This is a genomic window from Klebsiella sp. GB_Kp047 (assembly GCF_040065235.1).
In the GTDB taxonomy this organism is placed as follows: domain Bacteria; phylum Pseudomonadota; class Gammaproteobacteria; order Enterobacterales; family Enterobacteriaceae; genus Klebsiella; species Klebsiella quasipneumoniae.
Map to the genome: position 1 here is coordinate 288,522 of NZ_JBEAJG010000039.1, position 14,351 is coordinate 302,872.

The window sequence follows — 14,351 nt, forward strand, 5'->3', positions numbered from 1 at the left end:
GGTGATAACTATGGCGATTAAAACCTATCGTGAAGCGGTCAAGGAAGCCCTGGCTCAGGAAATGGAACGCGATGAACGCGTGGTGCTCATCGGTGAAGATTTGCGTGGCGGTCATGGCGGAAATGCGCCCGAAGAGGCGAAGATAGAAGCTTTTGGCGGTGTGCTCGGCGTCACTAAAGGGCTGTGGACGCAGTTCGGCTCCGATCGGGTGATCGACACGCCCATTACCGAGTCGGCCATCATCGGAATGGCGGCCGGCGCCGCAGCGACGGGTCTACGGCCGGTCGCGGAATTGATGTTCATGGATTTTTTTGGCGTGAGTCACGATGCGCTGTACAACCAGGCGGCTAAGTTCCGCTACATGTTTGGTGGCAAAGCCAGGGCCCCGCTGGTGATGCGAGGTATGATCGGCGCGGGGTTTTCCGCCGCGGCCCAGCATTCACAGTCACCCTATAATATCTTTGCCACCACCCCAGGGCTGAAGGTGGTGGTGCCCTCGACGCCTTATGACGTCAAGGGTCTGTTAATCCAGTCCATTCGCGACGACGACCCGGTGGTATTCTGCGAGCATAAAATGCTGTACGACCTCAAGGGCGAGGTACCGGACGAGAGCTATACCATCCCGCTAGGTGTAGCCAACTATACCCGCGAAGGAGAGGACGTCACCATCATTGCGTTGTCGGCAATGGTGCATAAAGCCAACCAGGTGGCGGACAAGCTGGCTAAAGAGGGGATCTCGGTCGAGGTAGTCGACCCGCGAACCATTTCGCCGCTGGATGAGGAAGGGATTCTGGAATCGGTGGCTTCCACGGGGCGGGTCGTGATTGTCGACGAATCCGCAGCACGCTTCGGTTTTGCTCATGATGTCGCGGCGCTGATTGCGTCCCAGGCATTCCATTTCCTCAAAGCGCCCGTTCTGCTGGTGACGCCGCCACACACGCCGGTCCCGTTCTCCCCTGCTCTCGAAAAACTCTGGATCCCTGGTGTAGAACGTATCGAAGCCGCCGTCCGTCAAGTGCTGGAGGATTAACCTATGAGCGAAATCAAGACGCTTGAAATGCCAAAGTGGGGGCTTTCCATGGAGGAAGGCTTGCTCGCTCGGTGGGCAATCCAGGAGGGTGACAGCTTCACCCCAGGGCAGGAAATCTGTGAGATTGAAACCAGTAAAATCGTTAATGTGCTGGAGGCACCCTTTGCTGGTACGTTACGTCGGATAATCGCCCGCGAGGGTGAGACGCTTCAGGTAGGCGCCGTGCTGGCCCTGGCGGCTGACGCGTCGGTCAGCGATGCTGAATTGGACGAATTTGCTGCCAGCCTGGCTTCGGCGAAACCCGCAGCCCCTGGCCCGGAGTCTGCCGCGCCGGGCATAGCGGCACAGGCAGGCGCTAAGCCAGCTTCCGTTGTTTCCCCGCCATCCAACAGCCCCGAGCCCCCTGTTGGGCAGACCGATATCCCCGTCAGTCTGCAAGGCGTGACCGATGTGACTCAGGTTAATGCCACGCCCCATGCGTTAAGACTGTCTGCCCGCTGGGGTGTCGACCTGAAAAAAGTCCGCGGCAGCGGGCGCGGGGATCGTATCTCTGTTTCTGATCTGGAAAGCGCGATCGTTGCCGCCGGCGGTCGTCTGGCCTCTCCGACGCCCCCCGTTCGTCGCAGTAAAGCGCCCCGCTCGCATGCCGATGATAGCCAGGTATCGGCCACCCCGCTGGCGCGCCGTCTGGCCGGCAAACTGGGTATCAACTTACATGACTGCCGAAGCAGCGGTTCACGCGGTCGAGTGAGTCGCGATGATGTGCTGGCCGCGGCGTTGTTACTCGACGAGCACCCGCAGACCAGCCCTGTGCAGGAGAGTGCCCCGGCACCCTTTGAGAGCATCTCGATGTCCGGTATGCGGCGGGCTATCGCTTCTCGCCTGCAAACGTCCAAGCAACAGTCTCCCCACTTCCGTTTGAACGTCGATCTCGATCTAGAACGACTGTTAGCGTTACGTCAGGACATTAACCGCGAAGTACCCGGCGTCAAGATTTCGGTTAATGACCTGTTGGTGAAGGCCTGCGCCCTGGCTCTGGTGGCCGTGCCTGACGTCAACATCCAGTTTGATGAAGCGACACAAAGTATCCGCCGCTTTGCGGATGCCGACATTTCGGTGGCCGTTGCGCTGCCTGCCGGGCTAATTACCCCTATTGTTCGCTCGGCGAACCGGAAATCGATTAGCGACATATCGAACGAAATTCACTCGCTGGTGACCAGAGCCAAAGCGGGCACGCTGAAGCCGGAAGAGTTCCAGGGCGGGACCTTTAGCGTGTCAAATCTGGGAATGCTCGGCGTCCGGCAGTTTGACGCCATCATCAATCCACCGCAAAGCGCAATCCTCGCCATTGGCGCCGGCGAGCTCCGGGCGGTAGTACGCGACGGGCAAATCGTCGCGCGCCACCAAATGACGGTATCGCTATCCTGCGATCACCGGGTCATCGATGGCGCGGCAGGTGCGGCTTTTCTCCGGGAACTCAAGCGACTGATTGAAACCCCGACCTTGATGTTTATCCAGGAGACGAGCTATGCACGATAAATACGATGTGCTGATCATCGGCGGTGGTCCTGGGGGATACGTTGCCGCCATCCGTGCCGGTCAGCTAGGGTTTCGTACCGCATTAGTGGAAAAACAGCATCTGGGCGGCATCTGCCTGAACTGGGGATGCATTCCAACCAAGGCGCTGCTGCATGGTGCTGAGGTTGCGCACACTATCACCCATGCCAGTCAGCTGGGCATCAGCGTGGGCGAGGTGAACGTCGATCTGCAAAAACTGGTGCAGTTTAGCCGTACCGTATCGCAACAGCTCACCGCAGGGGTTGCGTACCTGTTGAAGAAAAATGGCGTGCAGGTCATTGATGGCACAGCGCGGCTGCGCGGCAAGGGGCAAATAACGGTCGAGGATGGCCGAGGGAAGGCGCGCGATTACCGGGCCGATCACGTGATCCTGGCAACCGGCGCCCGGCCACGCGCATTACCAGGCATCGCACCAGATGGCGAATATATCTGGACCTATTTCGAGGCGCTGCGGCCTAAGCGATTGCCCAAGTCGCTCTTAATCATCGGTTCAGGGGCGATTGGCGTCGAGTTCGCCAGCCTTTATAACGATCTGGGCTGTAAAGTAACGCTGGTCGAGCTAGCTTCGCAGATTTTGCCAGTGGAAGATGCCGAGGTGTCTGCAGCAGTGCGTAAGTCATTCGAAAAACGCGGTATTCAGGTCCATACCCAGACCCTGGTGACGCAAGTACAGCTCACCGATACCGGGGTGCGCTGCACATTGAAAAACACCGGCGGCGAATATTCCCAGGATGTCGAACGTGTGCTGCTGGCGGTCGGCGTACAGCCGAATATTGAAGATCTGGGGCTGGAAACGCTGGGCGTTGAGTTAGACCGCGGTTTTATCAAGACGGACGCGGCTTGTCGCACTAACGTATTCGGGCTTTATGCCATCGGCGATGTAGCCGGCCCGCCGTGTCTGGCGCACAAGGCCAGCCACGAAGGCGTGATCTGCGTTGAGACACTGGCCGGTATCGAAGGCGCCCATCCGCTTGATCGCGACTATGTGCCCGGTTGCACTTATGCCCGGCCTCAGGTTGCCAGTCTGGGCCTGACGGAATCGACGGCTCTGGCCAGGGGACGGCCCGTCAGGATCGGTAAGTTCTCTTATCAGAGCAATGGTAAGGCGCTGGCCAGCGGCGAGACAGAGGGTTTTGTGAAGACGATTTTCGATGCTGAAACCGGCGAGTTGCTGGGCGCGCATATGGTTGGCGCACAGGTCACGGAACAGATCCAGGGCTTTGGCATCGCCCGTCACCTGGAGGCCACAGACGAAAGTCTCCTGTCGATGATCTTTGCGCATCCGACACTTTCCGAAGCGATGCATGAATCCATACTCGCGGCCTGCGACCAACCGTTGCATCAATAAAAAATAAGGGAGGCGATAGCTGTGCGATACGGAGTAAGTTCCCGTTATCCCTCCCGCACTCCCCGACAGAAGATCCCCAACAACGGTTACGGCAGGATCTATTGATCTGAAACGCTAAGCACCATGCGTAAATTCTGTATGTTTAGTAGACAACCAAACGACAGGAGGGGCGATCTATGACACAGCACGAAAGGTTTTGCCAGGCCTGCGGAATGCCGATGTCCGCACCTGATGCGCAAGGGGCCAGCGATAAATATTGCGCGTATTGCAGCGACAGCGACGGTAATCTGAAATCCTGGGAAGAGGCCGTATCCGGTCTGGCGGCTTTTCTCGACTCCTGGCAAAAGGTGGGCGTAGCGGAATCACGGAAACGGGCAAAACGTTATCTGACGGCGATGCCTGCCTGGGCGCACAAAGCGGACGAGTAATTTACCCGGGCGGCAGGATGAAATCAGTAGGGACAGATCGCCATGCCGACAACATTGCTATAGCGTTTTTGTACGCCATCCGGACAGGAATAAATGCGCGTTGTAGATGACGACCTGCAGGCATAGGCATGCATGGATGCGATCTTCATGCGGATGAAATAAACGCCTGGCGTTCTCCCCCTTTTCCGGATGCGTTATTGCCTGGTTTTTAAAGGTTCTGTTTCTGTATTTAACCCGGCACTTCTCATGGAATACAACATATTGATGTGATGAATCTCTCATTTCAACGATACCAACTGGACAATAAGTTATCGCGTGTGTTAGTTATTTAATCACGCAAGAGAACAGATTTAATTTAAAAAAGTTAAACCTTTCTCACTTTGCTAAAAAATTACATTGATAATGCTTTGGAATCCCGAACCATTATCAAAAGGGTATGTGAACAGAAAGCCCTCAGAGACGCGAGTCTCTGAGGGCTTTTTTTTGTTTTTTTATCTCAGGAGTAAATAAATGTCTAAAGAACGTCGTCTCTCAAGAATATTCGCAAAAGACGGTAAATCCGTGACCTTAGCGCTGGATGGCTACTATTTTTCCACGAAAACAAATGGTATTGATAATACGATAAATCAGCTCCCTGCTCTGGTGGAACACGGCCTGGATTGCGCGCTCGTCACGTACGGCATGTTGAAGAATTATCGGGAAGCATTGAACAGCGTTCCCGTTGTGTTACGCGTCGACAGCACGGTCAGTATCTTTGACAATACCGTTCCCGATACTACCCCCGTTTTTTCCGTCGAAGATGCGCTTAAAGTCGCTGCCGAGGGCGTGGTCTGCATGACCTTCCCCGGCGCCTTCAATGAAGAAAAAACCCACATTATGGCGATGCAACTCGCACAGGCAGCGGATCGCTGGAATGTACCGCTGATTGTCGAATCGCTCCCGTATGGTTATCCCGTCACCAGCGATGACTCTAACAATCCGGCCATCATCGCTGCATCGGCCCGCGCAGCGGTGGAGCTGGGCGCGGACGTCATCAAAACGCGTTTTACCGGTTCACCAGAGGACCGACTGATCGTTGAAGCTGCTGGCGTGCCGGTGCTTGCCTTAGGAGGGCCAAAAACCGGCATCGACGGTTACTTCAAATTTGTTCAGCACTGTATGCAGATGGGTGCGAAAGGCGTGGCTGTGGGACGAAACATTACCCAGGATCCGCAGCCGGCGAAAGTGGTAGCAGGTCTGAATGCCATCATCCATGAAAACGCAACAGCGGAAGATGCATACAGCCTCTACATGGCTAAATAACATCGGAAATTAATATGATTTCAAATAACACCATCATCCCTTCCATCAGGAAGTATAAATACTTTGAGAAAGCATTATCCTGCCAGTCAGAATATGTGCTGCTATCCGAAGCGAATATCGGCAATCTGCAGTCGCTGATTGGCAAATGCCATCAAAGCGGTAAGAAGGTCCTCGTTCACCTTGAATTACTGGGCGGCTTTAAACCGGATCAGGCGGGGATCAATCTGCTGAAAAATTATTACAAGGTTGATGGTGTTATTTCTTCCAATCTCTCCGCGCTACGCTACGCCAAAAAAGAGGGATTGCTGACCGTATATCGGGTTTTACTTATCGATTCGCGATCGCTTGATCAGTCGCTCGATATTGTTAAACACAGTCCACCGGACGCAATTGAAATCTTACCTGCTGAATATGCCTGCCAGTGTCTGGAGTTGATTAGCCGAAATTTGAAAGGCTTTGATGTGGTATTCATCGCCGGAGGCTTTGTTAAGCGCAAATACCTTGTAGATAAAATATTCCATGCCGGATTTAAAGGGATAACCACCAGCGAGCCCGGCTTATGGTAACCAATAAGGAGTCCACGCGAATGAAAGATGAATACGTCATGGGCATCGACAATGGTGGAACCGTCACCAAGGCAGCCATCTATGACCGTAAAGGACAGGTGCTCGCCATCGCCTCAAAATCCACGCAGATGCTGACACCCCGGGAATTCAACACAGAGCGCAGTATCGATGAGCTGTGGGCCGCGAATGTCGAAGTGATTAAAAAAGCGATTGAGCAATCAGGTATCGACGCCAGCCAGATAAAAGGAGTGGCCGTCACCGGTCATGGTAACGGTCTGTATCTGGTCGACGAAGAAGGTCACCCGGTGCGTAACGGCATTATATCCACCGATAGCCGGGCAAAAGAGTACGTTGAGAGATGGCAACGCTCACCAGAATTCCTTACCGACATTTTGCCAAAAACGATGCAGTCCATCTGGGCCGGACAACCTGTCGCCCTGCTGGCATGGCTGAAGGATTTCGAGCCCGAGACGCTGCAAAAAGCGCGTTATATTTTTATGGTCAAGGACCTGATCCGTTTTTACCTGACCGGAGAGGCTTTTCTTGAGCTGACCGATATCTCAGGGACCAACCTGATCAACGTACGTGACTGCCAGTATGACGATGAACTACTGGCATGGTGGGGACTTGATGAACTGCGGGACAAATTGCCCCCCATCAAACGCTCAACAGAATGCTGCGGAAAAATCACTGACGACGTGGCCCGTCTGACCGGTTTATGCGCAGGTACGCCGGTTTCTGGCGGGGTGTTTGATATCTCGGCCTCTTCCATTGCCTCGGGGATTAACAGTCTCGATAAGATGGCGATCGTCACCGGCACCTGGAGCATAAACGAATACGTTACCGACCACCCGGTTATTGATAAAGATCTGTTTATGACCTCCATTTATCCCATTGAAGGTAAATGGCTCATCACCGAGGCCAGCCCCACCTCCGCGAGCAACCTGGAGTGGTTTATTAACAACTTTATGGAGAGCGACCGGAAAACCTCCGCCGAACAAGGATCGTCGGTCTATGACCTGTGCAATAAGCTGGTTTCATCAACGGCGCCGGATGAAAGTCACCTGCTGTTCTTTCCGTTCGTGTTTGGCTCTAACACCATTCCCGACGCCTCGGCCGGCTTTATCGGTGTCAACAGCTTCCATAAAAAAGCCCATTTTCTGCGGGCGATTTATGAGGGCGTGGCCTTCAGCCATCTCTACCACACCGAACGCTTACGCAATATTAACCCAAAGTTAAGCCGCACTATTCGTATTGCTGGCGGCGTCACGAACTCCCCGGTCTGGCTGCAGATATTCGCCGATATCTTCCAGGCCACGCTGGAAATCGTTGACGTCAAAGAGCACGGGACCCTGGGTACCGCGATGACCGCCGCCGTCATGGTGGGCTGGTTTGCAGAGGTATTTGCTGCCTCAAACGACATGGTCCATGTCTCACGCACCGTCTCCCCTAATCCGGAAAACCACCGGGTCTACCAGACCAAATACCAGCTTTATAAAAACCTGTTATCAGAAATGCAGTCGCCGTGGAAAAGCTGCAGCAACTACATCGCGCACTAAGTGAGGGAAAAATGGATCTGAATTTAACGAATCGTACGGCCATCGTGACAGGCGGCGCAACCGGCCTGGGGAAAGAGTTTGTTCTTTCTCTCGCCAAAGAAGGCGTCAATATCTGCTTTACCTATATGCGTGAGGAAGAGCATCCCGAACGGCTGATCGAAACGGTGAAGGCCAGCGCGAACGTAGAGATCATTGCGGTCAAAACCGATCTCTCTGACGAGCAGAGCCGGGAAAATCTGTTTGCCACCTGTATCGACAGACTGGGCAAAGCCGACATTCTGGTGAATAACGCCGGGATCTGGCTGAGCGGCTACGTCACCGAGATCAGCCCGCAGGACTGGGATCTGGTGATGAATGTCAATCTGAAAGCCATCTTCCATCTCAGCCAGCTGTTTGTAAATCACTGCCTGCAGCATGACCAGATGGGCAGCATTCTGAATATTACCTCGCAGGCCGCGTTCCACGGCTCCACGACGGGACATGCGCACTACGCGGCAAGTAAGGCCGGCCTGGTCGCCTTTGCTATCTCTCTGGCGCGGGAAGTCGCCAAACAAAAAATCAATGTGAACAATATCGCCGTTGGGATCATGGATACTGCGATGATCCGTAAGAACATTGAGCAAAACCCTGACTATTACGTCAGTCGTATTCCGGTGGGCCGCGTGGCCCAGCCGCAAGAAATTGCCGACATCGGAGTCTTCATGGTTTCTCCTAAGACCAGCTATATGACGGGAGCAACTCTGGACGTTACCGGCGGTATGTTGATGCGTTAATCTAGGGAGAATCATTATGAAATGTCTGGCAATTGCCGATCTGTTTATCAATGCAGCGATGATGGAATCAGGCCTGAAAGCGCTCAGGGATAAGGGAATTGAAGTGGAAATACGCGAGTGGTCACATGACTCCGTTGAGAAACTTCAGGAAGATAATCTGCGGGTTGAACAGGAAGGAGCAGAAGCGGTGGCCTTACCGGAAGCGCTGCTTCAGGGAACGGATGATATTGACATCCTGATCACTCAGTTTGCCCCCGTCAATACTGCGGTGTTCGATAAAATACCAAAGCTGAAATATGTAGGCGTGCTCCGCGGTGGCGTGGAAAACGTGAATCTTCAGGTGGCGAACGCCCGGGGCGTTGAGGTGATAAACACACCGGGGCGTAACGCTCGCAGCGTCGCCGAATTCACGGTCGGCATGATCCTGGCGGAAATGCGCAATATCGCCCGTTCACACGATGCCCTGCGTGACAAATACTGGCGTAAAGACAGTCCGAACCATCAGGCGATCCCGGAACTTGGCGGAAAAGTCGTGGGGCTGGTTGGCCTCGGTCATATTGCCCAACTGGTCGCGGGATTTCTCAGCGGCTTTGGCACGGAGATTATCTTTTACGATAAGTACGTTGCAGGCCATGAACGTTATGAGAAAGTCGATTCTCTGGACGAACTGGTACAACGCGCCGACGTTATCTCGTTACATGCTCGCCTGACGCCGGAAACCGAAAATCTGATTAACGCACACCATTTCGCGCTGATGAAGCGCAGTGCCATCATTGTTAACACGGCACGCTCCGGGTTAATCAATGAAAAAGAGATGATTGATGCGCTCAGATCCGGGCAAATCATGGGCGCCGCGCTTGATACCTTTGATGACGAGCCACTCCCTGACGACAGTGCATTCTATACACTGAATAACGTGACCATTACGCCGCATATTGCCGGGAGTACCATTGACGCATTCAGTAATTCGCCCAAACTCTTCGCTGAGATCCTTTTAAAGAAACTCAGTTAAATACTAAAAGAACCATTAAAGGTATTAACAGGGCCCAATGGGCACGGGTTAACTCGTGCCCAATTCGCCCGCCTTTTAAGGAATCATTATGGATATTATCAACAGCATTATTAGTCTGGGGGCATCAGTAATGATGCCAGTAATATTCTTTATTATCGCGCTTTGCTTTGGCGTTAAAATCGGTACGGCATTTAAAGCAGGAATGCTGGTAGGCATTGGTTTTGAAGGGGTGGGGCTGGTGATTGGCCTGCTGCTGACAAATCTGGGCCCCGCATCGCAGGCGATGGTTGAGCGTATCGGCCTGCAGTTAACGGTCGTTGATACCGGTTGGCCTACCGCATCGACCATTGGCTGGGGTTCGCCACTGATGCTGCCCGTCGTGGTGGGCTTTATCGTCATCAACTTGGCTATGCTTCTGTTGAAATTAACCAAAACGGTGAATATCGATATTTTTAACTACTGGATTTTCCTGATCATGGGGTCTGTGGTCTATGCCGGAACGGGAAATTACTGGCTTTCGGTCGGTATTACATTCGCTATTTTTGTGTTGACGCTATTGGCGGCAGATTTAACGGCTCCATATTTACAAAAAAACTATAATCTTAAAGGGATATCATTCCCACATCTTACCTGTATAGCTTACGTGCCGTTTGGCATTGCCTGTAATTACATCATTGATAAGATCCCGCTTATCAATAAAATCAATTTCGATCCGGAAAGTATTAATAAAAAATTCGGCGTTTTTGGCGAGCCTCTTACCCTGGGATTTGTGCTGGGACTGCTGTTGGCCTTCCTGGCGGGATATGACGTTTCTGCTGCCGTTTCACTGGCCATTAAGGTTTCAGCCGCCATGCTGCTACTGCCTAAAATGATTGAAATTCTGGTGCAGGGATTGTTGATTGTCCGTGATGCCGCTGAAGCAAAACTGAAGGCTAAATTCCCGGGGCGCGATTTTTACATCGGGATGGATACGGCGTTACTGATCGGTGAACCTTCGGTACTGGCGACCGGTCTGCTGTTAATCCCTATGGCTGTGGTGCTGTCTATCATTCTGCCCGGCAACCGCGTACTGCCCTTTGTCGATCTGGCTTCATTAATGTTCCTGCTGGCAATGGTCACGCCGTTCTGTAAACGAAATATGTTCCGCATGTTCATAACCGGAACCCTGATCGTGACCTGCATCCTGTATGTCGGGACGGACATTTCGCAAGAATACACTCAGGCGGCGGTGAACTCGCATATTCCAGTGCCGGAAGGGATGGCCGAGATCACCAATATCGTCGGCGGCGCCACGACGCCTGTCGGCTGGCTGGCCGTCAAGTTTGGCGAGTTTTTTAGCGCCACACCTTAGTACAAGACCACACAAGTAAACAGAGGGCAAACTGCTGCCCTCTGTTTCTTCCTCTTATACTGTGTACTGAATAGCTGGCTCAGCTACGCCCCTGGTTTGAACATCTGACCAGCGCGTCCGCCCCCTGCGCGGCGAGGTGGTTCATTTCTTTTGTGCCCCCTCCTCTTTTCAACCCAACCTGCTATGCTCCTTCTTTCATTATTCTCTGGAGATCCCGATGTTGACCATCTGGGGCCGAAAAACCTCCTCTAACGTGCAGGCGCTGATGTGGTGTGTTGGCGAGCTTGGGTTGGACTATCTCCGGTTCGACGTGGGGCATCGCTATGGCGGTACCGACAGCGAGGCGTTTTATCAGCTCAATCCCAATCGTACGGTGCCAGTGCTGCAGGATGACGAAAATCCGCCGCTGTGGGAAACCGGCGCGATCCTTTGCTATTTAGCCAGTCGCTACGCCGACGACGCCTTCTGGCCGGGCGAACTGCTGGCTCGTACTGAGGTTGATCGCTGGGCCGAGTGGTCAAAGCAGAATATCGCCCTCGGCTTTACGGCGCCGGTGTTCTGGCACGTGGTGCGCACGCCCGCCGCCGAGCGGGATCCGCGGGCCATCGCCGCGGCGGTGACGGCCCTGGAGCAAAAGCTGGCGATTGCCGAGGCACGTCTCGCCGGCAGTCGCTATCTGGTGGGCGATACCTTCACCCTGGCCGATATCCAGTTTGGCCATGTGCTGTACCGCTACTTTGCCATCGATATCACCCGTCGTCCCCTCCCCCACCTTGCGGCGTATTATGCACGGCTAACCGCACGGCCCGCCTTTCGCCAGCACGTCATGGTCAGCTACGACGAGCTGAAGGTCTGAAAATGGTCGGTAGCGCCTCCTGACGCTACCGACATACCGGTTAACGCGCCATCAGGACAAACACGCCCCAGCCGAGATATTCCCGGGTCCAGGTGACGTGGTGTAGCGGCGCAGTGGTCAACTGCTGGCGAACCTCCGGCGCGAAGTCATCGTGCGGATTGGCCTCCAGCCAGCGGCGCATCGTCAGCCATTTCGCCGCTTCATAACGATCCCAGCCCTCCTGGTCGGCCAGTACCATCTCCACCACGTCATAGCCCAGTTCGCCAAAGTGAGCGACCAGCGCCGGCAGCGTCAGGAAGTCATCGGGTGACTGCGCGCCGCAGGCAACCGCTTCTTCCGCCGTGGCGGGGCGTTTGCGCCACCATGGCTCGCCGATAAGCAGCATGCCGCCTGGGTTAAGACTCTGCTTCAGCAGCGCAATCGTGCCTGCCACTCCGCCGCCGATCCACGTTGCCCCCACGCAGGCGGCAATATCGCACGGCTGACTGGCGACATACCCGCTGGCATCCTGGTGTATGAAGGTCACCCGGTCGCTCACCCCGAGCGCTTCTGCCCGGGCGGCCGCCTGCTGACTGAATAGCAGACTCATGTCCACCCCGGTGCCGACGATCTGATGATCGCGCGCCCAGCTACAGAGCATCTCGCCGGAGCCGCTGCCGAGGTCAAGAATGGCGGTGCCCGGCGCCATTCGCAGCGCCAGTCCCAGCGTGGCGTACTTTTCCGGGGTAAAAGGGTTATGAATACGGTGTTCGCTTTCACTGATAGTAAAAATGCGAGGGATATCGATCATGGGTGTTTCTCCTTGAGAGCCATACGCCCGGGCAGCGACCCTGCCCGGGTCGCTGTATCAGCGGTTGTCCGCCTGTGCGCGAACGTTATTCAAACCGGTGGTGTTGATCCGGTACGGCTGGCCATTCACCGACTTAATCAGCTTTTTGGTTTTGAGCTTTTTGAAGACCGCGAGGGTACAGTCGCTCAGCAACAGCCCTTCCCGGGTGTAGCATTCGACGGCGGTAATGCGGCCGGAGGTATCGCGGACGTGCGCAATACGGCCACCTTTGGCGAGTACGTGTAAGGTCCGTTGTTCCTGACGGGATAAATTCATACTGAAACCTGTTCATTATCATGTGCGAAAACATGCCTACACCCGCAGGTGTGTGCGTAAGGTTTAAGCGCAGCGATAATCAGTCCGGCCTGGGCAGGTCGGGAAGCTGATTATCTGATAATGACATTCTCCAGCATCGAAGCCTCGGTGAGCATTGAAAGGTATTTACCGGCTGAATATTAACACCTTCATCTGGTAAGGGTATTGTGCAGATTAAAAACTGTGACCGGTATTACGATTTCCCGTCAGCCTACCCCCCATTTTTTGCGCTATCCGCCGCTCGCTCTGCTCCTCAACTTTCACCACCACCTTATCCCCCTCCCGCATTGTTAAATAATTGTTGTCAGATCACAAAATGGAAACAAAAAGGCCATTTCGTACGCATTTTATAAAAATGTAGATATTTTTAATTTATGGCTACGAAATGAACATCACCCTGACCTTACAGCGAGGAACGATCCTGATGAACGCCCTGACCGCAGTAAAACCGACACCCGCGCCGTTAGCCCAGCAATACCCTGGCTTTACCGTCTCCCCTTCCGCCCAGTCGCCGCGCCTGCTGGAGCTCACCTTTTCCGCGGACACCACCACCCAGTTTCTGCAGCAGGTCGCGCAGTGGCCGGTGCAGGCGCTGGAGTACAAATCTTTCTTACGCTTCCAGGTGGGCAAGATCCTCGACGATCTGTGCGGCAACCAGCTGCAGCCGCTGCTGATCAAAACATTGCTCGATCGCGCGGAAGGCGCGCTGCTGATCAACGGCGAAGGGATCGATAATGTCAGCCAGGCCGAAGAGATGGTCAAGCTGGCCACCGCCGTCGCCCACCTGATTGGCCGTTCCAACTTCGACGCCATGAGCGGCCAGTATTACGCCCGCTTCGTGGTGAAAAACGTCGATAATTCGGACAGCTACCTGCGCCAGCCGCACCGGGTGATGGAGCTGCACAACGACGGTACCTACGTCGAAGAGCAAACCGACTACGTGCTGATGATGAAGATCGACGAGCAGAACATGCAGGGCGGCAATTCCCTGCTGCTGCATCTCGACGACTGGGAGCACCTCGACGAATTCTTCCGCGACCCGCTCGCCCGCCGCCCGATGCGCTGGGCCGCGCCGCCGAGCAAAAACGTCAGCAAAGATGTTTTCCACCCGGTGTTCGACGTCGACCAGCTGGGTCGCCCGGTGATGCGCTATATCGACCAGTTCGTCCAGCCGAAAGATTTCGAAGAAGGCACCTGGCTGAGCCGCCTCTCCGACGCGCTGGAGACCAGCAAAAACATTCTTTCTATACCGGTGCCGGTAGGCAAATTTCTGTTGATTAACAACCTGTTCTGGCTGCACGGCCGCGACCGCTTTACGCCGCACCCGGACCTGCGCCGCGAGCTGATGCGCCAGCGCGGCTACTTTGCGTATTCCACGAATCATTACCAGACTCATCAATAAGG

14 protein-coding genes are annotated in these 14,351 nt (G+C 54.5%); 12 read left to right on the plus strand and 2 right to left on the minus strand.

Annotation, left to right across the window (positions count from 1 at the left end):
• Positions 1-10: 10 nt before the first annotated feature.
• The 11 genes from ABLV76_RS18805 to ABLV76_RS18855 all read left to right on the plus strand — a co-directional run bounded on the left by ABLV76_RS18805 (position 11) and on the right by ABLV76_RS18855 (position 11,803).
• Positions 11-1,030 carry an alpha-ketoacid dehydrogenase subunit beta gene (locus ABLV76_RS18805; RefSeq protein ID WP_017901010.1) on the plus strand — a complete coding sequence of 340 codons (1,020 nt, stop codon included), beginning with the start codon at positions 11-13 and terminating at the stop codon, positions 1,028-1,030.
• Between the two features lie 3 nt (positions 1,031-1,033).
• A complete protein-coding gene (locus tag ABLV76_RS18810; RefSeq protein WP_348878414.1) occupies positions 1,034-2,569 on the plus strand; it encodes a 2-oxo acid dehydrogenase subunit E2 in 1,536 nt (511 codons plus the stop codon).
• Positions 2,559-3,956 carry a dihydrolipoyl dehydrogenase gene (lpdA, locus tag ABLV76_RS18815; protein WP_348878415.1) on the plus strand — a complete coding sequence of 466 codons (1,398 nt, stop codon included), beginning with the start codon at positions 2,559-2,561 and terminating at the stop codon, positions 3,954-3,956. The genes ABLV76_RS18810 and lpdA overlap by 11 nt, the downstream gene beginning before the upstream one ends.
• A gap of 176 nt (positions 3,957-4,132) precedes the next feature.
• Positions 4,133-4,384 (plus strand): zinc ribbon domain-containing protein, encoded by a 252-nt coding sequence (locus ABLV76_RS18820; protein WP_023288528.1) that lies wholly within the window; start codon positions 4,133-4,135, stop codon positions 4,382-4,384.
• A 510-nt stretch (positions 4,385-4,894) separates the two neighbouring features.
• Positions 4,895-5,686: a phospho-2-dehydro-3-deoxyheptonate aldolase gene (locus tag ABLV76_RS18825; protein WP_002889868.1), complete on the plus strand. Its 792-nt coding sequence runs from the start codon at positions 4,895-4,897 to the stop codon at positions 5,684-5,686.
• A gap of 14 nt (positions 5,687-5,700) precedes the next feature.
• Positions 5,701-6,252 carry a glycerol-3-phosphate responsive antiterminator gene (locus tag ABLV76_RS18830; protein WP_002889866.1) on the plus strand — a complete coding sequence of 184 codons (552 nt, stop codon included), beginning with the start codon at positions 5,701-5,703 and terminating at the stop codon, positions 6,250-6,252.
• A gap of 20 nt (positions 6,253-6,272) precedes the next feature.
• Positions 6,273-7,811, plus strand: a complete 1,539-nt coding sequence (locus tag ABLV76_RS18835) for an FGGY-family carbohydrate kinase (RefSeq protein ID WP_348878416.1) — start codon at positions 6,273-6,275, stop codon at positions 7,809-7,811.
• Between the two features lie 11 nt (positions 7,812-7,822).
• Positions 7,823-8,584, plus strand: coding sequence for an SDR family oxidoreductase (locus ABLV76_RS18840; RefSeq protein WP_004204674.1), 762 nt, complete (start codon positions 7,823-7,825; stop codon positions 8,582-8,584).
• A 16-nt stretch (positions 8,585-8,600) separates the two neighbouring features.
• Positions 8,601-9,596 (plus strand): 2-hydroxyacid dehydrogenase, encoded by a 996-nt coding sequence (locus tag ABLV76_RS18845; protein WP_049004160.1) that lies wholly within the window; start codon positions 8,601-8,603, stop codon positions 9,594-9,596.
• Between the two features lie 88 nt (positions 9,597-9,684).
• Positions 9,685-10,947: a PTS transporter subunit IIC gene (locus tag ABLV76_RS18850; protein WP_004204671.1), complete on the plus strand. Its 1,263-nt coding sequence runs from the start codon at positions 9,685-9,687 to the stop codon at positions 10,945-10,947.
• 217 nt (positions 10,948-11,164) lie between these two features.
• Positions 11,165-11,803, plus strand: a complete 639-nt coding sequence (locus tag ABLV76_RS18855; RefSeq protein ID WP_154041605.1) for a glutathione S-transferase family protein — start codon at positions 11,165-11,167, stop codon at positions 11,801-11,803.
• 40 nt (positions 11,804-11,843) lie between these two features.
• Here the strand turns inward: ABLV76_RS18855 and ABLV76_RS18860 are convergent, their stop codons facing one another.
• Positions 11,844-12,593, minus strand: a complete 750-nt coding sequence (locus ABLV76_RS18860) for a class I SAM-dependent methyltransferase (RefSeq protein WP_348878417.1) — start codon at positions 12,591-12,593, stop codon at positions 11,844-11,846.
• A gap of 57 nt (positions 12,594-12,650) precedes the next feature.
• Positions 12,651-12,908, minus strand: a complete 258-nt coding sequence (locus ABLV76_RS18865) for a YjhX family toxin (RefSeq protein ID WP_002889848.1) — start codon at positions 12,906-12,908, stop codon at positions 12,651-12,653.
• Between the two features lie 463 nt (positions 12,909-13,371).
• Between ABLV76_RS18865 and glaH the strand changes: the two genes are divergently transcribed.
• Positions 13,372-14,349: a glutarate dioxygenase GlaH gene (gene glaH / locus ABLV76_RS18870; protein WP_025999352.1), complete on the plus strand. Its 978-nt coding sequence runs from the start codon at positions 13,372-13,374 to the stop codon at positions 14,347-14,349.
• Positions 14,350-14,351: the final 2 nt, after the last annotated feature.